The sequence below is a fragment of the Niabella agricola genome (assembly GCF_021538615.1).
Lineage (GTDB): Bacteria > Bacteroidota > Bacteroidia > Chitinophagales > Chitinophagaceae > Niabella > Niabella agricola.
In genome coordinates, this window is the sequence record NZ_JAJHIZ010000002.1 from 485,508 (window position 1) to 511,701 (window position 26,194).

Consider the following 26,194-nt stretch of genomic DNA (forward strand, 5'->3'; position numbering starts at 1 on the left):
TCATTAAAATAATCAGTATGTTTTTTCAACACATTTTCGACAGGAGTTTGGCACAGAGCAGCTACATAGTTGGTTGCCAGGCAACAGGAGCGGCGATCGTAATCGACGCAAAAAGGGATATTGACGTGTACCTGGAAATCGCAGGCCAAAATGATCTTCGTATTACACATATTACGGAAACACATATCCATGCAGATTTTCTTTGCGGCTCAAGGGAACTTGCTGCTGTTACAGGCGCGGCCATGTATCTTTCAGATGAAGGCGGTGAAGCATGGCAGTACGGGTTTCCGCACCAGGGCCTGAAAGACGGTGATGTTATCAAAGTGGGCAACCTCGCTTTAAAGGTCATGCACACACCCGGTCATACCCCCGAAAGCATCAGCTTCTTGCTGACAGATATGCCTGCTACAGACAGGCCTGTGATGGTTTTTACCGGTGATTTTGTTTTTGTGGGAGATGTTGGCCGGCCTGATTTACTGGAGAAGGCGGCAGGGCTTATCGGCACAAAGGAAACCGGCGCCCGGCAACTCTTTCAGTCTTTAAAGAAATTTTCAGATTTACCGGAGTATGTTCAGGTATGGTCGGCACACGGTGCCGGTTCGGCCTGTGGTAAGGCTTTGGGCGCCGTGCATAGCAGTACCGTGGGGTACGAAAAGATCCGGAACTGGGCATTCCAGTTTGGCGAATCAGAAGCAGGTTTTACGGAGGCGCTTTTAACGGGTCAGCCCGAACCGCCGGCCTATTTTGCAATGATGAAACAGCTGAATAAAATAAATCGTCCCTTGCTGATAGAAGTTCCGCAGCATCCAAAGCTATCGGCCGGGCAATTTATTGCAGCCTACAAAAAAGGGATTAAGGTAATCGATACGCGCAATAAGGCAGATTTCGCCAGGGGATTTATTCCGGGAAGCCTGAATGTCCAGGGAAATAATTCTTTTTCCACCTGGTGTGGCTGGCTGTTGAATTACCAGGAACAGTTTATGCTTATTGCTGATGATCATCAAATGGGAGACCTGACCCGTAAGCTGATGCGGATCGGTCTCGATAATCTGTATGGCTATATTTCAAACATCGATGATCTGGGCATCGAACTTCAAATCGCGGATACCATCTCCCTCGACACCTTTAAGACATATATTGGTAAAGCTGATGTGCAAATCGTGGATGTACGGGGCGTAACCGAATACGACGCCGGACACGTAGAAGGTGCCGATCATGTTTTTGTTGGAACGCTTCCGGATAACCTGGATAAAATCAGTAAGGAGAAGCTGGTGGTCGTCCATTGCCAGGCGGGTGACCGTTCTGCCATTGCTTATTCCATACTGGCCAGGAGCGGTTTTAAAAACATAAAAAATTTCTCGGGTGGAATGAAAGAGTGGTTGGATGCCGATTACCGTTAAGTAGATATGGAGCATTAACGTTTAAAAATTATATAATTATGGGATTTTTTTCATCCTTGCTTGGAAAAACAGACAACAGCAAGTTAACAGCGTTCATAAAAGCGGGTGCTTTTCTGGTAGATGTACGAACGCCTGCTGAGTTCTCAGCCGGAAGCGTTAAAGGCGCGGTAAACATTCCGTTGGACAAGATGCAAAGCCGGTTAGCGGCATTTAAAAACAAAAAGTATATCATCGTCTTTTGCAGGAGCGGCGGCCGCGCCGGCCAGGCTAAATACATACTGGAGCAAAATGGGTTTCAACAGGTGATGAATGGCGGAACCTGGCAAATGGTAGAAACGCTGGTACAAAAAAATTTGGAAGTATGAAAAAGAATATAGGAACAACAGACAAAATTGTGCGCCTGCTGGTGGCAATAGTGATTATTGCCGGTTATTGGACCAACCTGATTTCAGGCGTTGCAGCCATTATGCTGGGGATACTGGCCGGCGTGTTGCTGCTTACAGTATTTATCGGTTTTTGCCCATTGTATGTGCCGTTCGGGATCGACACGAACAAAAAGAAAAAGCAATGAAAAAATACGGGATGCACTGGAACGTTGTAAGAGTGCTTCGATTGGTGTCTGGTGTCTTTATCATTTTCGCCGGGGTTCAGGTCAGTGATGGCTTAGTGATGACTGGCGGGGCGCTGCTTTCTTTGATGTCTTTGCTGAATATCGGATGCTGCGGTACTTCGGCATGCTATCGGTTGCCCCGGCAAAAGAACAAAAAGGGAGAATCAATTATATATGAAGAAATTCGTTAGGAAACAATTGCCAGCGCTCATTGGCGTGATGGTGGGAGCAGCGGCCGGTTATTTCTATTGGAAATATATCGGGTGCCGCTCGGGAACCTGCGCCATCACTTCCAAGCCATTGAATAGTGCGATTTATGGCGCAATACTAGGTGGGCTTCTATTTTCAACATTCAAAAGAAATAAAGGACATGACATTTCAGGAAATGATCAGCAGTGATAAACCGGTGCTGGTAGATTTTTTTGCCAGCTGGTGCGGGCCTTGTAAAATGATGGCACCGATTTTAGAAGAAGTAAAACAGCGGATCGGCAAGAGCGCGCATATCATTAAAATTGATGTGGATAAAAGTCCGCAGGCGGCGGCAGCCTACCAGGTGCGCGGCGTTCCCACGTTAATACTTTTTAGAAAAGGAGTCATACAATGGCGACAATCGGGGGTTTTGCCGGCCGGTGAGCTGGAACAGATCATTAATGAAAACAGATGATAAGGATGATGGAAGCGATACAACAACCATGGCCCTGGTATGTGGCGGGGCCGCTGATCGGCCTCACGGTGCCGGTACTTTTATTAATTGGAAATAAATCGTTCGGTATCAGTTCATCGCTGCGGCATGTTTGTGCAGCCTGTATTCCCTGTCGTATCCCGTTTTTTCAGTACGACTGGAAAAAGGAACTATGGAATCTGCTTTTTGTATTCGGAATATTTTTAGGCGGAGCAATCACCGTAGGCCTGTTATCAAATCCACCTGGCTTCCAGGTTGATGCTGAACTGCTAAAGGAATTGTCGGGATACGGTCATGTCGACTACGACAATTTAGTTCCTGAAGCAATTTTTAGCTGGCGATCTCTGTTTACCTTACGGGGATTTATAATAATGGTTGCGGGCGGATTCCTGGTAGGCTTTGGAACACGATACGCCGGAGGCTGTACCAGCGGGCATGCCATAATGGGCTTATCAAATTTACAACTGCCCTCGCTGGTGGCCACCCTCTTCTTTATGGTTGGCGGATTTATTATGGCCAACCTGGTTTTACCGCTGATCCTTTCGTTATAATAAAAAAGAACTGAATATGAAGCAACAAGACTCCCCGGATAAATCTGTTGATGCGCGTTCACAGGACGCGATGTGTTTCAATCAAAGTGCATTAAAGCATAAATGGTATCACAATGTGAAATACCTGGTTGTGGGAATGCTGTTCGGGATCGTGCTGGTGAAAGCCGAAGTAGTCAATTGGTTCCGGATACAGGAAATGTTCCGCTTACAATCGTTTCATATGTATGGCGTCATCGGAACTGCGGTAGTTACTGGTATTGTTTCGGTGTGGCTGATAAAAAAATTTAATGTTAAAACCATTTATGGGGAGCCGGTTAAAATAGCATCAAAAACGTTTAATAAGGGTCAGATCTATGGTGGTTTGATTTTTGGCCTGGGCTGGGCCATGACCGGAGCTTGCCCCGGGCCGCTTTTTGCTCAAATCGGAACGGGTAGCACAGTTGTTGTGGTTACGCTTTTGAGCGCCGTTGTAGGCACCTGGGTGTATGGATTGGTAAGAGAAAAATTACCGCATTAAATTGGAACGTCTGTAGTTTGAATTCAACGAAATCAAGCCCTGTAATATAAGGCAGCAAGCGGGAAGCGCTCCCTAATGCCAGCAAACATAACTGCAAAATTCCGTAATAAAGGCCTACTTCTAGCGTGCTAGAAATATGGGAGCCACCTGCTCCTGGATCGCCTGCTCCGCAAAACTCTTTTGAAAAAAGTTGGAAACCGCCGATCGCCCAAATGATCCGGCTATGATGACTGAATTTTTATGACACTCCACCCAGGTTGTAAAAAGTTGTTTATGCTCCCAGTGTAGTTTTTTTATTTCCACGTTTTTGAAATGTGCATTAACATATTCTTCCAGCAATGCTAAATCGGGAATCGCATCACTATTTTCGTCTTTGATATACACAAAACTTGCCGGTAAATGACTGTATTGAGGAAATATTTTGCAAAATGCTGTTAGCGCATGCATGCATTCCTCTGAACCATCATATGCACCGATAATCTGTTCAACGCTTATTTTTTTTTCGGGAACCGTCAATACCGGGCAATCTGTCCAGCGCAGCAGTTCCAGCATATACATATTTGGCTGTTTTGCTTCAATATTTGCACAAAGCATTTTCTGGCTGACGATCATAAGGTCGGCAAACCTGCTTTCTTTTTCCCAGAATTCCCGGTTCCAGTCGGCAGCGGTTTTTTCATCAACCAGGTACTGGATGTGGTTTGCTTTACATTGATTGACAAAACGCTCGGTTACCTGGGGCGGAATTCCATTTTCGGCATCCGGCAGTTCGTTATTAATATCCAGGGGATAGCTGGCGTAGCGAAGCTCAGTTATTTCAATGGTGGAAAAAAAGATGCCCTTTGCCAATACGGACTCATGTTGCTGTATCAACTTAATGAACTCAAAAGCTTCATGCGAATAATTATCGCCGTCGCAAACAAAAAGTATTTTCTTCATCAGAAAGGTATGATTAGATGATGGTTTTAGGAATTGTTTAGGATTACTTTCAGTGCTTTTTGGGAAGCGGCATGCTGAAAAGTGTCGTATGCGTTCAGGATATCGTCCAGCCTGAAATAGTGGGTGATAAGCTTTTTGGCATCGATTTTTTTCGCGGTTACCGTTTTCAATAGCATCGGAGTAGTAACGGTATCTACAAGTCGGGTTGTGATGGTTATATTTTTTGACCACAGGGTCTCCAGGTGCAGGTCCACGCTTTTTCCATGTACTCCGATATTAGCGATTGTACCGCCCGGCGCGATAATGGATTCACAGAGCTCAAATGTTGCTGGTATTCCAACCGCCTCAATAGCTGTGTCTACACCTGTATTTGCGGTGAGCGCCATCACTTTTTCTATCCCGTTTCCCAGCCGGTTGTTGATGGTGTGGGTGGCGCCAAATTGCCGGGCGATGGCCAGCCGGTTGTCGTCCGGATCCATCATGATAATGGCAGACGGTGTGTAAAACTGGGCGGTTAAAAGAGCCGCCAATCCGATGGGCCCTGCGCCTACAATCGCAATCGTACTGCCTGGCTGCACTTTTCCATTTAAAACACCGCACTCAAAACCTGTTGGTAGTATGTCGCTTAGCATTACAAGGGCATCCTCGTCGCTTCCTTCGGGAATCGGATAAAGGCTTGAGTCTGCATACGGAATTCTGACATACTCGGCCTGTGTGCCGTCAATTAAATGCCCCAGTATCCATCCGCCATTTACGCAATGCGAATACATCCCCCGTTTGCAGTAGCTGCATTTGCTGCAAGCGGTGATACAGGAGATTAAAACCCGGTCACCTTTCTTGAAATTACTGACGGCAGCGCCGGTTTCTGCAACGATGCCCACTCCTTCATGACCGAGTATACGTCCCTCTGCTACCTCGGGTACATCTCCTTTTAAAATATGAAGATCGGTTCCGCAAATGGTTGTTTTGGTGATGCGTACAATTACGTCTGTGGGCTCAAGAATCGTAGGTTTGGGTTTTTCTTCCCATGATTTATTTCCCGGCCCATGATAAACTAATGCTTTCATTTCAATATTTTTTTTCTGCAATCTAATCGCATTTACTTGCAGATACCCATGATAAGGGTCAAGAGGCGTAATGATTGTTATCATCAGGATGAAGCTGCATACGCATGAACTCTTTTTGATAGCAGTCAGCATTGGAAGTGATGATTATCATTGATTTTGCTATGTGACGGGAGATACATTTGGAGCGGAATTTCAATGACGTTTAAGGGTATGTCAATCACTGAGCTTTTAAAATGGTAGTTATGAAGAAAGTATTATTTATCGCGGATGCTTCTTTTTTAGATTGCAATGCTTTGGACGTTGCTTGTTATATTGCGGGAAATACAAAGGCGTCTATAAAGGGACTATTTTTCGAAGATACCGATGCGTCAGATGGAACCGTGTTGCCGGATTTGAGCGCTGCTCCCTGTGGAGATATACTGGGAGCTCCGGACACCATCGGTTTCGAGACCATTACCGAAATTCAGGCGCTTAATATCCGGCGTTTTAAGGAGTACTGCACAAAAAGGAATGTAGGTTGTACGGTTCTTTGTTTGGGGAAGGGGGATTTGGATAATGCTTTGATAGAGAGCCGTTTTTCTGATCTTATTGTTGCGGGAAAAAAAACGGCTTTCCCCGATGATAAAGGCCGTTTTCCCTCACCCATGTTAAAGGAGCTATTACAAAAAGCCGAATGCCCGGTATTGATTTCGTCTGAATCGGTGAGGTATATTGAAGAAATTATTCTGGCCTATGATGGGTCTGCATCGTCCGTATTTGCCATCCGGCAATTTGCCTATCTGTTGTCTTTTTTTGACAGTAAACGCATGATTGTAGTTCAGGTTGGCGATATGACCGAAGTATCGTACAGACGCCAAATTGGCGAACTATTAAAGGGATATTATTCACAAATAGGGTATGAGGTATTGCAGGGGAAAGATCCGGCCTTTGAATTGTTTAATTTTTTGAAAAGGAGAGATCATTGCTTTGTTGTTATGGGCGCTTATGGACGCGCCTATTTGTCGCAGTTGCTTAAAGACAGCACCGCAACACCGTTGATTCAATTGCTGAAGCAGCCCGTTTTTATTACACATTGCTGAAGCTGTCTGGATGTTGGCATGATGAATGTAAATCGAACAAATGATTGGAATCATTTTCCTGAGTGTTGCTGGAAGGTAGCTTTGCATATGAAGCGTGTCTGAAAACGAACCTATACGTTGTTTAAGACGGGGCCGGTTAAATGTACATCGCTTTCAGAAGTTAGAAAAATATTTCATAAATCAATATAAAAAAAATGAAAACCATTATTGCAGCCACAAATTTTTCTGTTGCCGCCAACCATGCCGTTTCTTTTGCTGCAGATGTAGCACGGCAGCTGAAAGCCCGCCTGTTGATTTTTAATGTGGTGGATTTGCTGCCGGCAACCACAGATGCTCAGGTTCCCATAGATTTTTATGAAGTTGCGGAAGATGAAGCCGATAAACTATTGTCGGAACTGGTGTTGGAAATGAAAAAGAAAACCGGCAATGAGATTAAAATCGAAGCGGTTTATAAAGTAGGAACAGTCGTTAATCAACTGGATTCCCTGTGTGCGGATGAGGATCCAATAGCAGTATTCATTGCCTCTGAGTTTGTTACGGTGTTTGAGCGCGTTTTATGGGGAACGCATTCTATTCCCATCGTAAAACGGAGTACCTGCCCGGTTGTTGTGGTGCCGGAAATGGCAACCATGAGTACGTTTAAAAAAGTTGCCATTGCGGTTGACCTGGAGGGACACGATCCTATTCAATGGCAGGTTTTGCGGGATTGGCTGAGGCCCTTTGGATCCGAGGTCGACATCGTGGCGGTGTCGCCTACCGGTGAGTTGTCTTCAAGGGAATTGCCCCTTACAATTGATGTGCAGCAGCAGTTGGGCAGTTTCAAGATCAATTATTTTTTTCTCGCCAATAGTGACGTGGAAGATGGTATAAGAACCTATGTGGCTAAAAATAAGCCGGATTTATTGATCATGTTCGTTCAGAAACATGGCATCTTTCATAAAAGTATAACAAAGCGCTTTATTTTATTGCCCCCGGTGCCGATTATGTTCCTTTCATCTAAAGTTGCGGTAAATGCGCAATGAGCTAAATGGTACGTGCTGATGTTGGGGAGGGATACAGGGCGCAGATAATATAAAATTAATGTGTAAAAATTACGGATGAAATATATTAGGCATTTTTCTGAGATTGGGGTCGCTGATACCGGTATTGTGGGGGGTAAAAATGCTTCCCTCGGGGAGTTGTATAATCATCTGTCTCCGCTTGGCATTAAAGTTCCCGGAGGCTTTGCCACTACCGCTGAAGCTTTCCGTCTTTTTATACAGGAAAATCAACTGGCATATCCCCTAAAGCAATTATTATTGAAGTTGGACCTGGCAGCTTACGATAACCTCGCAGAAGTAGGAAAGGCTTGCCGGGGCTTGTTGCTGGCTGCCAGTCTCCCGGACGCCCTACAGGAGGAATTGCTGGCAGCTTATAGGGGCATGGATGCATCGATGACGGCATCTGTTGCGGTAAGAAGCAGCGCTACGGCTGAAGATCTTCCTGAAGCTAGTTTTGCCGGGTTGCATGAATCGTTTTTGAATATACATGGTGAACAGGCGTTGTTGCAGGCTGTAACCAGGTGTTTTGCGTCACTATATACCGATCGGGCGATCAAATATCGTATTGAAAATGGCTTCCCTCACAGTCAGGTGGCATTGTCGGTAGGTGTACAGAAAATGATCCGCTCCGATTCATCCTGTTCAGGTGTTTGCTTTACGTTGGAACCTGAAACCGGTTTTTCAAATGTGGTGCATATTTCGGGTGTATGGGGCCTTGGAGAAAATATGGTGCAGGGAACCGTCATACCTGACGAATTTCTGGTTTTTAAACCAACGCTTAACGCAGGCAAAAATGCGCTCTTGCAAAAGACCCTGGGCAGCAAAGAAAAATGGATGCGGTTTAGCGATGATAAAAGCACCGCAGGAATTGTGAATACAGACACTCCTGAAGATATGCGGGGTGAATTTGTTTTGAAAGACAAAGAGGTACTTCAACTTGCGCGTTGGGCTGTAACAATTGAAACACATTATGAAAGGCCTATGGATATAGAATGGGCTAAAGACGGACTTACCCATGAATTATTCATATTACAGGCAAGGCCGGAAACCGTCCATAGCAAAAAACGCGAGCCCGTTTTTAATGAGTACCGGTTAAAAGGCAATTATCCCCTTATTACCAAGGGCATGGCCATTGGTGGTAAAATTGTTTCAGGCACAGCCCGTATACTCAATACTCCTTCAGAGGCAACGCGGCTGCAGCCTGGGGATATACTGGTTACGGCATTGACCAGCCCGGATTGGGACCCTTTTTTAAAAAAAGCGGGTGGTATCATTACCGACAAAGGTGGCCGCACCAGTCATGCATCGATCATCGCAAGAGAAATGGGTACTCCTGCTGTGGTTGGTTGTGGCGATGCAACACAGAAAATTACGGAGGGAATGCAGGTCACCATCAGCTGTGCGGAAGGAAAGGAGGGCTATATATATGCAGGCCGGGGTGAGTGGACGGAGGAAGTCATAACGCCGGGCAGCATACGGATGCCGGGCCAGGTTGCACCGATGTTGATCATAAGCGATCCGGATAAGGCTTTTCTTTGGTCGTTCTATCCCAATAAAGGGATTGGCCTGTTACGCATGGAGTTTATTATCAATAATGTGATCCGCATTCATCCTATGGCCCTGGTGCAGTATGCGGCGTTACAGGATGTTAAAGAAAAGGAGCAAATTGAGCGGTTGACAACCGGGTATAAAGATAAGCGTCAGTATTTTGTTGAGAAGCTGGCTGAGGCGGTAGCAACGATTGCAGCGGCCTTTTATCCCAAGGATGTGATCGTGCGAATGAGCGACTTTAAAACCAATGAATATGCGCATTTGCTGGGTGGCAGCAGGTTTGAGCCGCGGGAAGAGAACCCGATGCTGGGTTTCCGGGGAGCGTCGCGTTACTATCACCCTTTATACAGAGACGGTTTTGGGTTGGAGTGTGCGGCAATGAAAAAAGTGAGAGACGAAATGGGGCTGACCAATGTGAAGCTGATGATCCCTTTTTGCAGAACAGTAGATGAGGGAAGAAAGGTAGTGGCGGTAATGAATAAGGAAGGACTGGTGCAGGGGATGAATGGGTTGGAAATATACATGATGGCGGAAATACCATCCAATGTACTGCTCGCTGCTGAATTTGCCCGGATCTTCGATGGTTTTTCGATTGGCTCTAATGATCTGACCCAGCTGGTTTTAGGAGTAGACCGGGATTCGGAAATCATTGCACCGCTCTTTTCCGAAAGAGATCCCGCAGCTATGAAGATGATCGCGGAAATGATACATCAGGCGAGAAATAAGGGAAAGAAAATTGGCCTTTGCGGCCAGGCGCCCAGTGATGATCCCGGCTTTGCCGAATTCCTGGTTAAAGAGGGCATAGACAGCATTTCGTTTAACCCCGATGCGTTGCTGAAGGGTATTGCCAATATGGTAGATGCTGAGCGAAAAAAAATGTCCCTGTCGGAATAGCAATCATGATCGTTGTTGACCCGCGTCATTGCTTCGAACCCCTTTGTCCGGCTATTTTTACGGGGCTATCGCCTTAATCAACGCGTTTAAAATAAATTTTAATCATAAAAAAGGAGGATTTTATGTCTAAACAATCATTAATCAATTTGAAGGAAGTTTTTCCCGGAATTGTCGACGATTTTTTTACTCCCTGGAGTGAGTGGTTCCGGAGAAATAATCTTTTTAGCCAGGACACTGTACCGGCCCTGAACGTTGCCGACGAGAAAGACCAATACAAGGTGACAGTAGCGGCACCTGGATTGGAAAAGGGTGATTTTAACATCGATGTGGATGACAATGTACTAACCATTAGTGCCAGCTCGGAAAAAGAGCACGAGGAAAATGAAAAGAAATACCGCCGTAAAGAGTATAGCTATTCTAGTTTTTCCCGTACGCTGACCCTTCCTGCAGATGTAAAAGCAGATGCCATTGAGGCGTACTATGATAAAGGCATACTTACACTGGAGCTGCCTAAAAATACGGATGGCGAGCAGCGGGTTGAGAAAAAGGTGGTAGTAAAATAGCGGGGGAACCGGCTTGCTTCTATTGTAATATTAACCCGGTATTTAATAGCAACGCTGCAATATAAGCGGCTGTCTCAAAAGTCCGTCATTTCGAGCGTAATGTAGTGAAGCCGAGAAATCTCCCATACATAATTTCCAGGCAATGAGATTTGTCCGCTTCGCTTCAGTCGAAATGACGGTTTTGGACTTTTGAGACAGCCACTTCTGCATTAATTGCTATCCCTCTTTATAAAAACGTAGAAGATTGATTTGTCGTTTATGATTGCACCCGGAAGTTAAGTTCAAAAGTAGTTCCTGTATCCAACTGACTATTACAGGTAATCGTACCGTTTAACAACTCGACATATTTACTTACAATATGAAGCCCGAGTCCCGTTCCCTGGATATTCGTTGCATTGGCACCGCGAAAAAAACGCTCAAACAAATGATGCTGATCGTCCGGGGAAATGCCAATGCCCTGGTCCGCAACTGATATTTTCAGGTTCGCTGGTGTAAGGCTGCTTCGGAGTTCGATCACGCTTCCCTCGGGCGAGAACTTTATCGCATTGGAAAGCAGGTTTATCAAAATGTGTTTCATTAAGGATGGGTCCTGCTCTATTTCAGGATCACCTTCATGCTGATAACGGATTTGCTGGTCTTTCTTTAATAGACCGGTTAATTCATTTGCAATCTGCTGCAGGTGTTGGCTGATGTCGAAGATGTTTCTTCTTAACTGGATTTTGCCCTCTTCAATCTTTCCCACCGAAAGGAAGTCGTTTAATATATCGGTAAGCATATTCACCGAAGAAACAATGCGTTGTATGTGTTTATCTCTTCGAAGCTGGTCTTCCTTTTCAGTATACTTTGATATCAGATAGGCTGATGAGAGCACCGTGCTGAGCGGTGTACGGAATTCGTGGGAAGCAATTGAAACAAATCTTGATTTTAATTCACTCAGCTCTTTTTCCCGCTGCAACGCAATGATCAGTTCCGTTTCAGCGTTCTTTCGTTTAGAAATATCCATGGCGATAATCAAATACCCCTCGATTTCTCCCTGGGTATTGCGCATTGCGGTAAAGGTTTGAGAAACAGGCAAGAGGCTTCCGTCTTTCTTTTTATAATGTAGTTCGGCCTCAACGGATGTTTCCTCATTTGCTTTGTCGAGCAGGCTGGCCAATGATTTTTCGGTTTCATCCAGGAATATGGCCGGTGTCTTTTTGGCGATTAGTTCTGTATGGTGATAATATAATAGCCGTTCGGCAGCTGGGTTCATCATATTGATAATGCCGGTATTGTCTGTTACTATAATGCTGGCTGCAGCATGATTCCAGATGTTTTTTAAGAAGATATTGACCCGGTTTAACTCCGTGTCCTTTGCTTCCGTTTCCGCGATGAGTGCTGCTAATTGTTTTACAGTACTTTTTAGCGTTACGGTTCGTTCTTCAACCTTTTGTTCCAGTGCTTCATTGAGCTGTTGCAGGGCTTGTTCCGCTTCTTTTCTTTTGGAAATATCACTTAAGAATGCAATGACATATTTGCCCTGATCGGTCTGATAACTTCCCAGGCTTACTTCAACCGGAAATTCCGTACCATTTTTCCGGATGGCGTATAGATCTAACCCCAGCCCCATAGGCCTGGTTTTAGGATGTTTGTTATAATGATGAACATGGGTTGTATGTCGCTCATGATAGCGTTCGGGGATCAGTTTTTCAATCTTCTGACCAAGCAATTCGTTTTCCGAATAGCCAAATTGTTTGAGAAGGAAGGGGTTTGCCAGTACAATGGTGCCCTGTTCATTCGCTACCATTATACCCAGTGAAGCATTGGTGAACAGGACGTCGAAACCAATGCCGGTATCCTTATTCATAACTGTTGATTTGGTAGTTTGAAGGTACTAATTATTTTTTAATAAAATAAAATATTAATGTGTTTATAATCAATTGAATGTGATCGAATACTTGCGGCGGTTAACCAATTTAAATGGGAATAAAGATGATGATAATCAGCAAAAAATTGACCCTTGTCATTTATTTGGCCCGCTTTTCGGGCTTATATTTATATCAGATTCAATTCAATTGCGGTCGGAAAGTAAGAAGTTCAGATATACCTGTTTAAAGAGCAGTAAACTGGATATTTTAAAAGCAGAAAAAAAACTGTTAGCTTAACCAGGATACAACTGAATTGAAGTAGCTGCCACAGAATAAAAGTTGCAAAAGGCTATAACACTGTGGTCATCGTTTTAAGGCGGGCTGAAAAGCCTGCCTTTTTTTCCGGCCAACCAGTCTAAAACCTGCAACTATTTAAAGACATAAATGCTTTTGAATGATTGAGGGTCATGCACGCCGGATATTTGCCGGTTCTTGATTTCAATTGTCTATCCCCGGTTGATTATTAAGTGACAAATTCAATGACCCTGCTGTGGCATTAATTGTGTGCAACAAACAACGGGTATTTCATTTCTTTCATCAATACATCAGCCATACTGACCCGGAACCAGCGGCTGACGGCTCCCCGGCTATATGCCCCCAGCGCTATAAATGCTCCGTTTTTTGCCTGTTCGAGGTATTGAGGGATTTCTGTTTCCGGAGTGCCTTTCAGAACCGTGTATTGTACTTTTGGAAAATGACGTTTCAGGAATTCTTTAAGCAGTTTATGGTCAGGGAGATGAAATGTTTCATCTACGGTGTTTACCGTAACTATGGTGGTTGGTAATTGTTTTAATGCATCCAGTGTATAGCTCAACATTTTGATCGCATGTACAGACGAAGGGGCACCATCGTATAATAATATCAGTTTATTGATAGGATTAAATGTATGCGGTACCAGAACAACCGGGCAATGTACACCACTTAAAAGATCCCGGATAAACAAACTTGGCGTTTTTTCGGTATAGGATGTAAAGGTTTCGGTACTGTCGATTAATAACAGGTCGGCAAAAGTGCTTTCGTGTAAAAGTTCTTGTATTGCAACGCATTTATCCCGGTGAATCGAATGGTTTATCGCGGCGTCCCGGCAGGCATTTTCAAAATCTGCTAGTGACTGGTTCCGCGTCTTTTCGTCTTTTTGGTCGTGTTTTTTTCGTTTGGCTTCAAAATCTCCTCCCTGTTTCAACAGCTCCGTCACTTTGTAACTGTGATGCATAAAGTCGTCGAGGAAAATACCGGTTAAATGTGCATTGTTCTGCTTCGCGAGTTGGATGGCGTAGTCTCTTGCGCTTTCTGAATATTTAAGACCATCAAATGCCACAATATATTTTTTCATAAAAGAAAATTTTCTTTTGGCTGCGTGACGAACGCCGGCCTCGTATTTTATGCAAAGCTATAAATGCTTCTATAGCTTAGCAATGAGCATCATTAATGCCCCGGCTGATTGTGGTCATATTGACAAGGCACAGGCATCCGAGTGATCTGCGTCATTTAAAATATCTATTGGCTGTTTTAATTTGTAATCAAATTTGAAGGACTTTATGACAAGGTGGGGCGTATTCGCTTTTGGGGTTTTTGATTTAGTGAGTAATCATGTCAGGCCCGGGATTAATAAATAATAAGATTTGGAACGTTTTTGGCTTCAGGATGTAAGGGTGCTTTTAACGCAGTTGGGTAGCAGTTGGGAAGGCCTGAGTGCGCGTTCGGTAAGCACGCTTCAGAAGCAGCAAAAGGCCAGGGAGAAAATTGGTGACCGGAAACCATGGGTAAGCAACTTGCTGTTACTGGCGGCTCAGTACAAGAGCCCCTTGGTAATGCTCTTGATTTTTGCTGTTTTTCTATCCATTTCTTTACAGGAATATTCTGAAGGCGTCATTATCGCCATTGTATTATTACTTACAGGGGGCTTGAGTTTTTTCCAGGAACGGACTGCTGGAAAGGCGATTGAGCATTTAAAACAGTTAACGCGTATTAAGGCTTGTGTAAAAAGAGACGGCATTATCCGGGATGTTTATTTTGAAGAAATAGTGCCGGGCGATATTGTATTGTTGAATGCAGGAGACATTATTCCGGGTGATGCCTGTATTTTGGAATCGAATGACCTGCATCTAAACGAAGCGGCGCTTACCGGGGAGTCTTTCCCTGTAGCGAAATTTGCTGGTAACTGTTCGGTCACAGGGCCGCTGTCGAAAATTTCCAATGCTGTTTTTAAAGGCACAAATGTTACCAATGGATCGGCAACGGTTCTTGTTGTAAATACCGGCAGGAATACAGTTCTGGGAAAAATAGGTCGTTCGCTGCAGCAGGCAGAAGGGCCCACTTCCTTTGAAAAAGGGATCTACAAATTCGGCTATTTGCTGATGTACCTGACTTTTGTTATTTCCGGGATTATACTTATTGTAAATGTATTGCAAGGCAAGCCGATCTTTGATTCCGTTTTGTTTGCCCTCGCTTTGGCGGTAGGGCTGACGCCGGAGTTGCTTCCTGCAATTATGACCATTACCCTGTCTGCAGGGGCCAAACGCATGGCCCGTAAGAAAGTGATTGTTCGGAAGCTAACGGCACTACAAAATTTGGGTGAAATGGATTTGCTCTGTTGTGATAAAACAGGAACCATTACCACCGGCATCATGGCTCTTAATAATGCCGTAGACATCGAGGGGGCGCAGAGCGCAAAGGTTTTGTTGTATGTATATCTGAACGCGTTCTTCCAGTCGGGCTTTTCCAATCCGATAGACGAAGCGATTATGAAAGTCACCGGCTGCGATGTAGCGGACTATCGGAAGATTGGCGAAGTACCCTACGATTTCCATCGCAAGCGGCTGAGTATCCTGGTCGGAAATGAGCATCAATGTATCATGATCACAAAGGGCGCCGTCCACAATATTGTTGGCGTTTGCAGTATGATTGAGACGAGAACCGGAAAGATTGCGCTTGACCATGCCACGGCCCGCCAAATTGAAAACGCTTTTGAAACCTTCAGTTCCCAGGGATACCGTACCCTGGGCGTCTGTTATAAAAACCTTGCTGCAGATTCCAGGCTTTCAAAAGATGACGAGGCTGACATGGTTTTTTTGGGATTAATAACGCTGTCTGATGTTCCTAAAAATGGTATTGCGGAATCGATTAGCCGGTTGAAAGCGATCGGAATCGGCCTGAAAATCATCACCGGCGATAACCGGTTTGTTGCAGGTCATTTAGCCACACAGATCGGGGTGAACACCGAATCCCTGATTTGCGGAGGAGATATGGAACAGCTGTCTGATGACGCACTTCGTGAAGCGGTGAACCGGACGCATGTATTTGCAGAAGTCTTGCCAGAGCAAAAAGAAAAGATTGTAAAATTGCTGCGCCAAACCGGGCATGCTGTAGGATATTTAGGAGATGGTATTAACGATGCCAACGCTTTAAAAACCGCCGATGTGGGGATTTCCATCGACAACGCGGTGGATGTAGCAAAGGAGGCTGCGGATATAGTATTGCTGGATCGGGATATTGATGTGATCCGGCAGGGAGTGGAGGAGGGCAGAAGAACGTTTGGTAATACCATGAAGTACATTTATATTACTATTAGCGCAAACTTCGGTAATATGCTCAGCATGGCGGTGGCTTCGCTGGTGCTTCCTTTTTTACCAATATTACCAGTACAAATTTTACTGAACAACTTTTTGAGCGACTTGCCGGCCATTGCCCTGGCCTCAGACAATGTAGACAAAGAGACGCTGCTCAAACCCGCAAAATGGAACCTGAAATTTATCAGCCGTTTTATGTTTGTTTTTGGACTACAGAGTTCAATATTTGACTTTATTACTTTTGGAGTGCTGTATTGGTATTTTTATACGGCTCCCGCGCTATTAAGAACGGGCTGGTTTATAGAAAGCCTTTTGTCTGAAATCGCTATTTTGTTCGTATTGAGAACCCGGCTTTTTTTCTTTAAAAGTAAACCATCCAAAGCCTTACTTGCATCAAGTGCATTTACGCTTTTGTTGTTTTTATTCATCCTTTGTACGCCGGTGTCCCGGAAGTTTGCATTCTATTCCTTACCCGCAACGATCCTGGGGATTATCATCCTGATTGTAATTGCCTATATGACCGCCGCTGAAATGACTAAAAAATGGATGATGAATAAAATCCGGTAGCTGGGTTTTTTATCCCCTCCTTATACTTTTTTGAATTTGGTGTTAAATATGCTGATTAGCGTCAAAGTTTTGATCAACCACAATCATCGGAAGCAGGATTCCTATGTTCTAAATTTAGGGTTAAAGAATCATGCAATGAACACGGAAATCCAGGTGGAATTTTTAAAAGATAAAATCAGAGAATTGGGTACGGCGTTGTTTTACGACCAGAGCGACCAGGTGCTCCTGTGCCCGACCTCCTTCATAAAAACATTTGATTTTGACCTGTGCGGTAATATCTGTTTTTTTGTAGAAAGGCCCTATGTCGATATTAATGGTATGCATACGCAGTTTCCGGCGCAACTGCATTTTCATAAGAAGGGCGTTGAGTGGAGTATTGATCTTAACGGTACTGCTTCTATTGACGGGGATACAAATGCATTACAAAGCAGGATTTTAGTCAGGTTTAAGATCTTACAGGCAAAGTGCTTTTATGTTCGTGGGCAATATTCCTCGGCTGTTTCCAACTTAAAACGGCACATCGGCTATTTTATAAAAAAACTTTACCAGGATACGCCCGGCTGTTTCGAGATGGCCTTCGAGTAATGGTGCGTTTTGATTCAATGATTTTGAATCCGCATGAATACCGCCAGGTCTTGCAGGGCCTAATAAATATTAGTGCTGTTGTTGACGGCGATCATTGTAATCCGGTTGCTGTAGCGCTCAACTTTACCTGAACGGGTTTTGTGTTCGGAAAAATGGGGGGCTTATTGGTGGGTATATGTAGTTGTTGGGTAATTAAATCTTTAATGTATTAAGTTTAAACGATGTTCCAGGAATTAAGCAACGATCAAATTGAAAGCGTATTACAGCGGAGGATTTTCGGTCATCTCGGTTGTCATGCGGATGGACTGACATATATTGTGCCTATTTGTTATGCCTACCATCAGGGTTGTATTTTCGGCCGGACGGCTGAAGGGTTAAAGCTGAAAATGATGCGTGAAAACCCGGATGTGTGTTTCCAGGTTGAGCATGTTGAGACCATGGCGAAATGGGAGAGCGTGATTTGCTGGGGCAAGTTTAAAGAGCTAAGTAAAGCAGAGGACCGGCTGAACGCCATTCGTGTGTTGCAGGGGCGGGTTGCCGCCAAAGTGGAAAGCGACGACTTGCTACAGTCTTCTTACTGGCCGTTTGCTATTTCCGATTCGGATAACGATGGAGTGCTCTTTTGTGTGGAATTGAAACAAATGACCGGCCGTAGTTCCATTTGTAGAAATGAAGCGAATAGATGGAGAGGGCGATTGCCGGATACCCGTGAAAACTATTTCGAGTCGTTGTGATGGAGCCGTATTTACCCCTGGCAGGTATGCAGTTCCCGTTACATGCCGTTCAATAAATTTTGCCTGCCGCGCGCTACATTAGAATGATCTGAGATTATACCTGCACAGATTTGACCCAACAGCAGCCCGTTGAAAACTGAACCGGAGAGGGCTTTTGTGATAAAGAATCAAACCGCCGGGAACCACAACTTTTATCACCAATCAATATGACGAAGTTCATTGTATGACGAGGGGTTCTGGTGATAGATTTGAGTATTATTTCACTTAAATGAACGGATATCATGCAAGCATATTCAAATATAGACAGAGAAAGACTAATGGCATTTATAACGAGCACATTCATTATCCTTTCCATGTTATTTTTTGGTCGCCACGTAATCAGGGATGCTTTTGTTCAACTATTTTGGAAGTTATACGACCTGGTTGTTAAGGAATAAGCAACCAAGATGCTGATGCAACAAAATCAACTGTATTCTGTTAAAAGCAGCGCTGCTTTCCTTGGATATAAATTGAAGGTAATGCCGGTAAATACGAAATTAAAACCCGGAGCCTGCAGACAAAATGTCTTTCTGGGGTGTTTCATCTTTGTTTTTCTGTTGTCGGGTGGTTTGGGTCATAAAACGGATCCCATAGCTGCCGGAACCCGGGTTGACAAAGCATATACGGCCGGTTATAAATTTGCCACAAATGTTACCGGGAGTGTTTCCTCCAAAACCCGTTTTCGCCAACCCCCTGTGTTATGTTATCATCAGGTGAGGAATTGGGTGGCCTCGGATGCAAAGGCCGACCGGTCCTATATCGTGCCGGTAAAAACTTTTCATGAGCAAATGAGCATACTAAATGACTCCGGGTACAGGGCTGTTTTACCCGATCAATGGATTGCTTACCGGCAGCGTAATGAGCCGCTACCGCAAAAAACCTTTATTCTTACATTTGACGATGGAACCCGGAGCCAGTTTGATCATGCGCTTCCCGAACTGGACCGCCTCGGTTATAAAGCCGTTTTTTTTATTATGACAGTCGCCATGGATAAAAACCGCTATATGACCCGCAAGCAAATACGCCGTCTGGCAGAGGAAGGGCATGTGATCGGTTGTCATACCTGGGATCATCATGATGTTCGGTTTTACAAAGAAGCAGATTGGCAGGTTCAGTTGGTGCAGCCGGCCCGTTTGCTTGAAGCGGTAACTGGCAGGCCGGTTCGGTACTTCGCCTATCCATTTGGGAGCTGGAACGCGGCCGCTGTTAAACAGCTTATAAACAATAATTATAAAATGGGCTTTCAGCTTTACGGACCGTTGGATCGGGAAACCCCCGAGTTTACAGTTCGGCGTATCCTGGTGGATGGGGGCTGGAGCGCAAACCGGTTGATGAAGGCGATGGCGCAGTTTAAGGCCCAAAATCCATAGATATGCGATTACCCGCCACGATAAACGCAATGGTATTGTATCAGCAGGGAAAGCCCCTGCAATACACCACACTGCCCATGCCGCAACCTCAGGAAGGGCAAGTGCTGGTAAAGGTGTTGGCCTGCGGTGTATGCCGCACCGATCTGCATATCACGGACGGAGCGTTGCCGGATCCCAAGCTGCCGCTTGTGCCCGGTCATGAAATTGTTGGATATGTAGTGCGCGCCGGGCGTGAGGTGCAGCAACTGAAAGAGGGCGACTGGGTTGGAATTCCCTGGTTGGGGCACACCTGCGGAGCATGCAGCTATTGTTGCAGCGGCCGGGAGAATCTTTGCGATCGGGCAATTTACACAGGATATAATATAGACGGTGGGTATGCTACCTACACTGTAGCCTGGGAGCAGTTTTGTTTTCCATTGGTAGAAAGCTTTCATAATGCGGCGGCGGCACCTTTGTTATGTGCAGGACTGATTGGTTACCGGTCTTACCGGAAAGTGCCGGATACCGCTCGTCGGATCGGATTTTACGGTTTTGGAGCAGCCGCCCACTTGTTGTTGCAGCTGGCGCGCTTTGAGGGTAAAGAAGTGTATGCTTTCACCCGTGCCGGTGATACGGGCGGCCAGCAGTTCGCCCGCGATTGCGGTGCCACATGGGTTGGGGATTCTTTGCAGGACCCGCCCGTGCCTTTAGACGCAGCAATTATCTTTGCCCCTCAGGGTGCGCTGGTTCCAAAGGCCCTGGCCGCTATCGATAAATCGGGGGTTGTGGTATGCGCAGGCATTCATATGTCTGATATACCATCGTTTCCGTACCATCTTTTATGGCAGGAGCGTGCGATTTGTTCTGTAGCCAATTTGAAACGTAATGATGGGCGGGAATTTCTGGCATTGGCATCCAAGGTTCCGGTAAAGGCTTCCGTTCGGTTTTTTGAGCTTCGGCAGGCGAATGATGCGCTTGATGCGCTCCGTAATGGTAGTTTGCAAGGTGCTGCCGTGTTGGTGATGCCGCAGGGTGGCCAGGCTGGTTGGTAGCTGCACCCGGGCGCCGGCAATTTTTAAGGAGCCCTATTGATATTGTATATAAATCGGAGCCGGGTATAAAGCAAGCACTTCCGCGGGCTGCATGATTTGATGATACCCTTTGGTAAGATCATTCCGGTAAAAAAGTTTAAAACCGGTAAACTGAACCGGTTCTTTTGTGATAACACCCTGGTAGCTGTCGATCTTTTTTGCCGGAAACCCAAACCCATCCATATTCATTACAATTTGTACCTCCGGCCGGGTAATAATATTTCTGTAGTTGGTGACCATTTGGGAGGTAAAGCGGTGAACAACGAGTATTTTTGGACCACAATGGATTTTTCTAACTAAACCAGCCAGGTAGGTGGCCGCATGATTAATATCAACGGCATCAAAACTTCCAATGACGGAACAGGGTACCTGTCCTGTTTTCATCGAATATTCGGGATCTATGCCCAGGTGTACATCTGGTAATTGAAGGTAGGGCATCAACGGCGGAAGTTCGTCCTGTATGTTGCTTTGCCCGACCTGGACATCAAGAAACAAAAGGCCTTTCAATTGCCTGGCCAGGGCCAGGGCCTTATCGATTTCTGTGTGCGGCATGCGCAGCCGATACATTCCCGACGGCCCCGGTTGGCGTTGGGCGGTTACGGCAACGTAATGTATGGCCGGCAAAACCGGAATTCCGGGATCCGCCTGCTGCCATTTTTGAACCTCGTTTTTGAGCCTTTGAATCATTTGCTGTTCTGGCAATTCACCAAGAATGCCCATGCCTTTTGAATAAAAATTTCCATAATAGGCCACAATCCGGTGAAAAGGAAGAACCGCGCCCGCCAGGGGTAATGGAGCTTTTGCCGGCCAGTTATGGGTGGGTTTCTGGTGTGCCAGGTCCAGCAGCAGCGCGTTGTAGCGCGACGTGTCCAGTCTTTCAGGGATGGTATCCGGGGCGGTGCCTAATCTGGCAACGGATGTCTGTGTGGTAGCTGGCTGATCGGATCCTCGTGCATCAGGCCGGAATTTATGGTCATACAATAGCAGGAAACAAAGCAAAGCGATCGAAATAACGGCAACGGATTTCAGGGAGAAATGACGATTATTGGGCCGATTTATTGATTTCATCATCGTAGTATTTAAAGAGTAAAGTTGCAAAACCGGGTTTTGCAAATAAATGAGTGGGGTTACAAAAGGTTATGATCGTTGTCAAGCTGATAAAAGAGGAGCCTGGATAGATGTCTGTATGGCCAGCGAAGGCCTCCCGTCGGGTGACCGTAGGATCGGTATAGCAATGATTGTAATCTTTATATTGATGACGGATATTAGCGGTGTGCGCGCTGTCCGGCAGTACCTTTAAAAGATAAAGAAAACAGAATAACCCTAAAGAGTGTTTGTAAAAAACCGGATTTTATGAAGGAAAGCGGGAAATGGCTCACCATTTTATCAGAGCTTAAAATGGATAACGTACTGCTCAAGAACCGGCTTTCAAAAGCCATTAGCGGGAAGGTGCCTTCTGGTTTTGTTGAGCAGGCAGAACTGTTCCAACAGCAGTTTGTTGACAAGGACCAGGTGATTGACCTGCTGCGAAGGGATGTTATCCTGCTGCAGGAAGAAATATACAGGAAAGGGATGACAGAGGCAAATAGCATACAACATGCCGTTTTGGGAAAAGCGGCAAAGCAGTTGCAATTCGAATTTCAAAAAATGAAATCTTCATTTATTAAGGTTCTTAATGAGCATCATTTTAATTGAACATGGTTTCAAGCTTCGCGTAATTCAATATCCGGATCTTACGTCCCTCCAGGTTAATTAAGTTTTCCTCTTTCAGTTCGCTCAGCATACGAATTAACGATTCTTTGGCCACACCAGCTATCGCTGCCAGGTTTTCGCGCGACAAATCAATGTGAAAACTTTCGTCCTGGTCCTTATTGTATTTCCGGTTCAGCGTGACCAGGGTGTCCGCCACTTTTTTTCGTAAGGAATTGTAAGCAACAGCCAGCAATTGTTCTGCTTTTTCATCCACATTGCGGGCCAGTATACCCATGAATTTTTTCATTACCGCAGGATTACTTCCGAGTAATTCTTCAAATTCGGATCGGGGGATAATTGAAAGCTCAACATCTTCCATGGCTTCAGCCGTTTCATGATAGGTTCGCCCTTCCATTAGCGGCAGATATCCCAGGAAATCGCCTTCTGCATAGAGTCCCACAATGAGTTCTTTTCCGTCATCGTTGCGCTTGAATGTCTTTACTTTTCCTTTTTGAATATAGTAGATGCGGGAAGGATGGTTGCCTTCTGCGTAAATGATCTGCTTCTTTTTATACCGGTTAATATTCCGGTCCTTTCTGAGTTCTTCAAGATAATCTTTACCGTAAGTAACCGAGATGAGTTCATTGACGCCTTCCAGGTTGCCCTGGAATGGCCGTTTCAACAGTTCCACCTTTTTTAAACGTATTTCGATTGCATTCAGTAACTCGATGCTGTCAAAGGGCTTGGTAATATAATCGTCTGCTCCCGATTCCATTCCTTTCCGGATCTCATTTCTTTCGGATTTTGCAGTGAGAAATATAAACGGAACGCTTTGCAGCTGGGCATGTTTCTGTACCAGGTGCAGCACACCATAACCGTCCAGTACCGGCATCATAATGTCACAAAGGATCAGGTTGGGTAGTTCTTTGAGGGCTGCGTCGATACCTTCTTTGCCGTTTGGAGCAGTAAAAACTTCGTAGCCTGCAAGCTCCAGAATTTCGGTCATGTTTTCCCTGATTTCGGGATTGTCTTCGATAAGCAATATCTTTGTCATTATACAGATGTTCTTAATGTCCAAAAATTTCCCAAAGGTTAAGTGGGCGTGAGATTAATTTAAAATTGGCTGATCCAAATCCTGTCTTTATAAATAATCAAAATACGATGGTCCGTCCGACATTCAAGAGGGGATTTTAACCAGGAGAGCTCCGATGAGCACCTGGACAAAACCGATCGTATAACCGTTTTTCTGATATCCTTTGGTATAACAAATATACCAAAAATAAGCCGTTAGTTTATGTTTTTTTAATATTTGATGAGTGCGTTTGTTTGCCGTGATCCTCGTTTTATGCATCCTGTTGTGCCTGTAAATGAATAGCAAACAGCAGTTTTGCCGGTTATCCCTGGATTACCGGATTTCAATTTCATCAACCACATTGGTAACTCCCGGAGAGCACCATGCGGCATTCTCAATCAACGATCGTTCCTGCCAGGTTCCGACGGATCCTTTAAGGATTACTTTTCGGCCGGAAATATCGATATCTATTTTGTTGGATTTAATGTCGGCATTCCGGGTTAACGCCTTTTTGATCTGGTCTTTTACCAATGCTTTGCTGACAACAGGTTTAACGGATAGCAAATTATACACCTCTTTAACCCCAAGCAATGGTTTAACGGCATTGTATGCTTCTTGTTTTTGGTATTGCCATTCTACCTGGCCTTCCAGCGTTACATACCCGTGTTCCACTTTGACCTTGATTTTGTCCTGTGGAATCAGGCTATTCCAGCGAAAAGCGTTTATAACCGCCTGACCAATTTCCGTGTCGTTGCTGTTGTCTGTAGCAGAAATTTCAACTGAAATATTGATTGCAACTGCTTTTACATTTTTAACCCTTTTTGTAACCGATTCGGCCTTCCATTTCTTGATGTATTGATTTACATGACCGCTTAGGGTTACAACCCCATCCGTTACTGCCACACCGATTTCTTCGGCGTTAAGAATGGGTTCCCATCGAAGTGCTGCTATGACATCCTGCTGGATTTTTTTATCTGATTTCATTTTTGTACGGTTTATAAATTAGAAAATGTAGTTGCTTTCAGGCCTGAATAGTCTGGCTTTTTTGGCAGAAAAATGGAAAGTATCCCTTCATTCAAATGATGGTTAATCCTGTTTGGATGTACTTCCGGCGGTAAGCCGATGGTGCAGGAAAACCCAGAATGTTTTCTTCCCCTTAATGCCTGCGCTTGTACAACCGGTATGTTTTCTTTTAATATTTTAATAATGAGTTGATTGTGTTTTGTCTTTAGGAGAAAATCTATTTTTTGCATACCAGGTGCTGCAACTGTAATGCAGTACAGATCTTTTTCATCAGAAACTTTTAACGCCGGTATCACGGTTTGGCCAATGAAGCCGTTTGTTCTTAACCATGCAGTCCACGGAAGAAAAAAATGATCGATAACCCAGGGCATAAAGTTGCGTTTTTGAAAAAAGGAATCTTTAGACATAGCGGCCGGCATTTGCAGGAAAACGGGATCAACACATTATTTTTCGGTGGCTCTAAAATACGGGTTTACTAAAAGGGATTGCAATGATCAAAATCATTGATTTGTTTGACGGATATTAGCTATCGTGGGCAATAAATGGTTGAAATCTTGCCGGAAGTATGATGTTCCTTCAGGCTGTCTGCTGATACGGGTTAGAAAATGATTTGACCGCGCTCATTGACTAAGAAATCATGCAGGCCTATTTTTGACATACTTTAACGACGCAACCGGGTAATGTATGTACCCGGATATTTTCGTCTGGGTAAAATACTTTTATGAAAACGATACTGGTTCTCGTTGATTTTTCCAAGGCAGCTTTAAATGCAGTTAACTACGGCGTAGAAATAGCCATAGCCAGTAAAGCCAGCCTGTTGCTGTTATATGTATGTGATTTGCCTGTTAACTTTACCCAGGTGCCCGTTTCCCTGGTTATGGATGATGATCGTCTGAACGCCGAAGCAGAACTGATAAAATTAAAAGTAAAAATTCACCGGAGAACACATGGCGCGCTCAGTATCTTTAGTGAAGTGCGCAACGGTAATTTTTTTCGGAAGTGAAATCGTTTGTGAGCACGTCAGGCCCTATATGGTCATCATGGGCAGCCAGGGAACCTCCATGGGCAGAAAAACTGGTGTTTGGGAGGCATACGGTCTATGAAATGCGGCATCTACCCTGGACATTGCTTGCAGTACCCTACAAGACAAGGTTCTCAGGAATAAAGAAAATTGCTCTTGCCTGGGATTTCCGGAACCCGATGAGTATGGTATCTGTTGAAAAAGCGAGTCAGCTTGTGCTGGATTTTGGTGCGGAATTGCATATCGTCAGCGTGGCCGGCGGGAAGGATGCTTTATCATTTGATAGCGAGGTGCTGAAATCAAAAATCGGTTTTCGCGCCTTACTCCCGTAATTCACTACCTCGAAGGCAAAAAAGTTGCGGGAAACATAATAACCTATGTTGAGAATAACGGATTCGACTTATTAATGATCTTTCCTAACGAATACTCCCTGCTCGAAGATCTGATATTCGCTTCCCATACCAAAAAATTTGTTCTTCATTGCAGTGTGCCTGTTGTGGCGTTACATCCGTAGTTAACGTATGCGTTGCGGACTGTTCCATGAAAGATGTTTACGGTGAAACAGGCGAAACAGCGGCAGAAGTACTGATGCCTGTAATCTTCGGGAATGATGCATGTCATTAAAATCCAGCGCCCGGCAGCATAGCTTTGAATG

Annotated in this window: 29 protein-coding genes; 21 read left to right on the forward strand and 8 right to left on the reverse strand. The window is 44.8% G+C overall.

What is annotated here, in order from left to right; genetic code table 11:
• Positions 1-17: 17 nt before the first annotated feature.
• The 8 genes from LL912_RS02415 to LL912_RS02450 are packed head-to-tail and all read left to right on the forward strand — an operon-like array spanning position 18 to position 3,760.
• Positions 18-1,400 carry an MBL fold metallo-hydrolase gene (locus LL912_RS02415; protein WP_235551964.1) on the forward strand — a complete coding sequence of 461 codons (1,383 nt, stop codon included), beginning with the start codon at positions 18-20 and terminating at the stop codon, positions 1,398-1,400.
• 38 nt (positions 1,401-1,438) lie between these two features.
• On the forward strand, positions 1,439-1,765 hold the full coding sequence (locus tag LL912_RS02420; RefSeq protein WP_235551965.1) for a rhodanese-like domain-containing protein: 327 nt from the start codon (positions 1,439-1,441) through the stop codon (positions 1,763-1,765).
• On the forward strand, positions 1,762-1,971 hold the full coding sequence (locus tag LL912_RS02425; protein WP_235551966.1) for a YgaP family membrane protein: 210 nt from the start codon (positions 1,762-1,764) through the stop codon (positions 1,969-1,971). The genes LL912_RS02420 and LL912_RS02425 overlap by 4 nt, the downstream gene beginning before the upstream one ends.
• Positions 1,968-2,201 (forward strand): hypothetical protein, encoded by a 234-nt coding sequence (locus tag LL912_RS02430; protein WP_235551967.1) that lies wholly within the window; start codon positions 1,968-1,970, stop codon positions 2,199-2,201. The genes LL912_RS02425 and LL912_RS02430 overlap by 4 nt, the downstream gene beginning before the upstream one ends.
• A complete protein-coding gene (locus LL912_RS02435) occupies positions 2,185-2,409 on the forward strand; it encodes a DUF6132 family protein (protein WP_235551968.1) in 225 nt (74 codons plus the stop codon). The genes LL912_RS02430 and LL912_RS02435 overlap by 17 nt, the downstream gene beginning before the upstream one ends.
• On the forward strand, positions 2,381-2,674 hold the full coding sequence (trxA, locus tag LL912_RS02440; RefSeq protein ID WP_235551969.1) for a thioredoxin: 294 nt from the start codon (positions 2,381-2,383) through the stop codon (positions 2,672-2,674). The genes LL912_RS02435 and trxA overlap by 29 nt, the downstream gene beginning before the upstream one ends.
• 5 nt (positions 2,675-2,679) lie before the next feature.
• Positions 2,680-3,243, forward strand: a complete 564-nt coding sequence (locus LL912_RS02445; RefSeq protein ID WP_235551970.1) for a YeeE/YedE family protein — start codon at positions 2,680-2,682, stop codon at positions 3,241-3,243.
• Positions 3,244-3,259: 16 nt separating this feature from the next.
• Positions 3,260-3,760: a DUF6691 family protein gene (locus LL912_RS02450; protein ID WP_235551971.1), complete on the forward strand. Its 501-nt coding sequence runs from the start codon at positions 3,260-3,262 to the stop codon at positions 3,758-3,760.
• Between the two features lie 120 nt (positions 3,761-3,880).
• On the opposite strand, the gene LL912_RS02455 is transcribed toward LL912_RS02450, so the two are convergent.
• Both LL912_RS02455 and LL912_RS02460 read right to left on the reverse strand, forming a co-directional pair.
• Entirely contained in the window at positions 3,881-4,696 is an 816-nt protein-coding gene (locus tag LL912_RS02455) for a hypothetical protein (RefSeq protein WP_235551972.1), read from the reverse strand.
• A gap of 26 nt (positions 4,697-4,722) precedes the next feature.
• Positions 4,723-5,763 (reverse strand): zinc-dependent alcohol dehydrogenase family protein, encoded by a 1,041-nt coding sequence (locus LL912_RS02460; protein WP_235551973.1) that lies wholly within the window; start codon positions 5,761-5,763, stop codon positions 4,723-4,725.
• A 242-nt stretch (positions 5,764-6,005) separates the two neighbouring features.
• Here LL912_RS02460 and LL912_RS02465 point away from each other — a divergent pair, with 242 nt between their 5' ends.
• The 4 genes from LL912_RS02465 (at position 6,006) to LL912_RS02480 (ending at position 10,890) form a co-directional block, all read left to right on the forward strand.
• Positions 6,006-6,842, forward strand: coding sequence for a universal stress protein (locus LL912_RS02465; protein ID WP_235551974.1), 837 nt, complete (start codon positions 6,006-6,008; stop codon positions 6,840-6,842).
• A 194-nt stretch (positions 6,843-7,036) separates the two neighbouring features.
• Complete coding sequence (locus tag LL912_RS02470) at positions 7,037-7,864, forward strand: universal stress protein (RefSeq protein WP_235551975.1); 828 nt, start codon at positions 7,037-7,039, stop codon at positions 7,862-7,864.
• Between the two features lie 75 nt (positions 7,865-7,939).
• Complete coding sequence (ppsA, locus tag LL912_RS02475; protein WP_235551976.1) at positions 7,940-10,327, forward strand: phosphoenolpyruvate synthase; 2,388 nt, start codon at positions 7,940-7,942, stop codon at positions 10,325-10,327.
• A 122-nt stretch (positions 10,328-10,449) separates the two neighbouring features.
• Complete coding sequence (locus LL912_RS02480; protein ID WP_235551977.1) at positions 10,450-10,890, forward strand: Hsp20/alpha crystallin family protein; 441 nt, start codon at positions 10,450-10,452, stop codon at positions 10,888-10,890.
• Between the two features lie 256 nt (positions 10,891-11,146).
• On the opposite strand, the gene LL912_RS02485 is transcribed toward LL912_RS02480, so the two are convergent.
• Positions 11,147-12,736: a sensor histidine kinase gene (locus tag LL912_RS02485; RefSeq protein WP_235551978.1), complete on the reverse strand. Its 1,590-nt coding sequence runs from the start codon at positions 12,734-12,736 to the stop codon at positions 11,147-11,149.
• A gap of 557 nt (positions 12,737-13,293) precedes the next feature.
• On the reverse strand, positions 13,294-14,130 hold the full coding sequence (locus LL912_RS02490) for a universal stress protein (RefSeq protein WP_235551979.1): 837 nt from the start codon (positions 14,128-14,130) through the stop codon (positions 13,294-13,296).
• Between the two features lie 289 nt (positions 14,131-14,419).
• Between LL912_RS02490 and mgtA the strand changes: the two genes are divergently transcribed.
• From mgtA to LL912_RS02515, 5 genes are all read left to right on the forward strand, one after another.
• Positions 14,420-16,933, forward strand: coding sequence for a magnesium-translocating P-type ATPase (gene mgtA / locus LL912_RS02495; protein ID WP_235551980.1), 2,514 nt, complete (start codon positions 14,420-14,422; stop codon positions 16,931-16,933).
• 135 nt (positions 16,934-17,068) lie between these two features.
• Positions 17,069-17,518, forward strand: a complete 450-nt coding sequence (locus LL912_RS02500; protein ID WP_235551981.1) for a hypothetical protein — start codon at positions 17,069-17,071, stop codon at positions 17,516-17,518.
• Positions 17,519-17,739: 221 nt separating this feature from the next.
• Positions 17,740-18,252, forward strand: coding sequence for a pyridoxamine 5'-phosphate oxidase family protein (locus tag LL912_RS02505; RefSeq protein WP_235551982.1), 513 nt, complete (start codon positions 17,740-17,742; stop codon positions 18,250-18,252).
• 518 nt (positions 18,253-18,770) lie between these two features.
• Positions 18,771-19,661 carry a polysaccharide deacetylase family protein gene (locus tag LL912_RS02510; protein WP_235551983.1) on the forward strand — a complete coding sequence of 297 codons (891 nt, stop codon included), beginning with the start codon at positions 18,771-18,773 and terminating at the stop codon, positions 19,659-19,661.
• A 2-nt stretch (positions 19,662-19,663) separates the two neighbouring features.
• Complete coding sequence (locus tag LL912_RS02515; RefSeq protein WP_235551984.1) at positions 19,664-20,692, forward strand: zinc-dependent alcohol dehydrogenase family protein; 1,029 nt, start codon at positions 19,664-19,666, stop codon at positions 20,690-20,692.
• Positions 20,693-20,725: 33 nt separating this feature from the next.
• On the opposite strand, the gene LL912_RS02520 is transcribed toward LL912_RS02515, so the two are convergent.
• The gene (locus tag LL912_RS02520; RefSeq protein WP_235551985.1) at positions 20,726-21,802 is read right to left on the reverse strand and encodes a hypothetical protein; all 1,077 of its coding nucleotides are present in this window, start codon (positions 21,800-21,802) and stop codon (positions 20,726-20,728) included.
• Positions 21,803-22,084: 282 nt separating this feature from the next.
• Here LL912_RS02520 and LL912_RS02525 point away from each other — a divergent pair, with 282 nt between their 5' ends.
• Entirely contained in the window at positions 22,085-22,426 is a 342-nt protein-coding gene (locus LL912_RS02525; RefSeq protein WP_235551986.1) for a hypothetical protein, read from the forward strand.
• Here the strand turns inward: LL912_RS02525 and LL912_RS02530 are convergent.
• The 3 genes from LL912_RS02530 to LL912_RS02540 all read right to left on the reverse strand — a co-directional run bounded on the left by LL912_RS02530 (position 22,419) and on the right by LL912_RS02540 (position 24,925).
• Positions 22,419-23,477 carry a response regulator gene (locus tag LL912_RS02530; protein WP_235551987.1) on the reverse strand — a complete coding sequence of 353 codons (1,059 nt, stop codon included), beginning with the start codon at positions 23,475-23,477 and terminating at the stop codon, positions 22,419-22,421. The two genes, LL912_RS02525 and LL912_RS02530, sit on opposite strands and share 8 nt — an antisense overlap.
• A gap of 351 nt (positions 23,478-23,828) precedes the next feature.
• The gene (locus LL912_RS02535; protein WP_235551988.1) at positions 23,829-24,479 is read right to left on the reverse strand and encodes a BON domain-containing protein; all 651 of its coding nucleotides are present in this window, start codon (positions 24,477-24,479) and stop codon (positions 23,829-23,831) included.
• Positions 24,480-24,490: 11 nt separating this feature from the next.
• A complete protein-coding gene (locus LL912_RS02540) occupies positions 24,491-24,925 on the reverse strand; it encodes an Hsp20/alpha crystallin family protein (RefSeq protein WP_235551989.1) in 435 nt (144 codons plus the stop codon).
• Between the two features lie 314 nt (positions 24,926-25,239).
• On the opposite strand from LL912_RS02540, the gene LL912_RS02545 reads away from it, so the two are divergent.
• From LL912_RS02545 to LL912_RS26140, 3 genes are all read left to right on the forward strand, one after another.
• Positions 25,240-25,521 carry a universal stress protein gene (locus tag LL912_RS02545; protein ID WP_235551990.1) on the forward strand — a complete coding sequence of 94 codons (282 nt, stop codon included), beginning with the start codon at positions 25,240-25,242 and terminating at the stop codon, positions 25,519-25,521.
• Between the two features lie 203 nt (positions 25,522-25,724).
• Positions 25,725-25,871 carry a hypothetical protein gene (locus LL912_RS02550; protein WP_235551991.1) on the forward strand — a complete coding sequence of 49 codons (147 nt, stop codon included), beginning with the start codon at positions 25,725-25,727 and terminating at the stop codon, positions 25,869-25,871.
• Positions 25,872-25,909: 38 nt separating this feature from the next.
• Complete coding sequence (locus tag LL912_RS26140; RefSeq protein WP_406603596.1) at positions 25,910-26,053, forward strand: hypothetical protein; 144 nt, start codon at positions 25,910-25,912, stop codon at positions 26,051-26,053.
• The last annotated feature ends 141 nt before the right edge of the window (positions 26,054-26,194 follow it).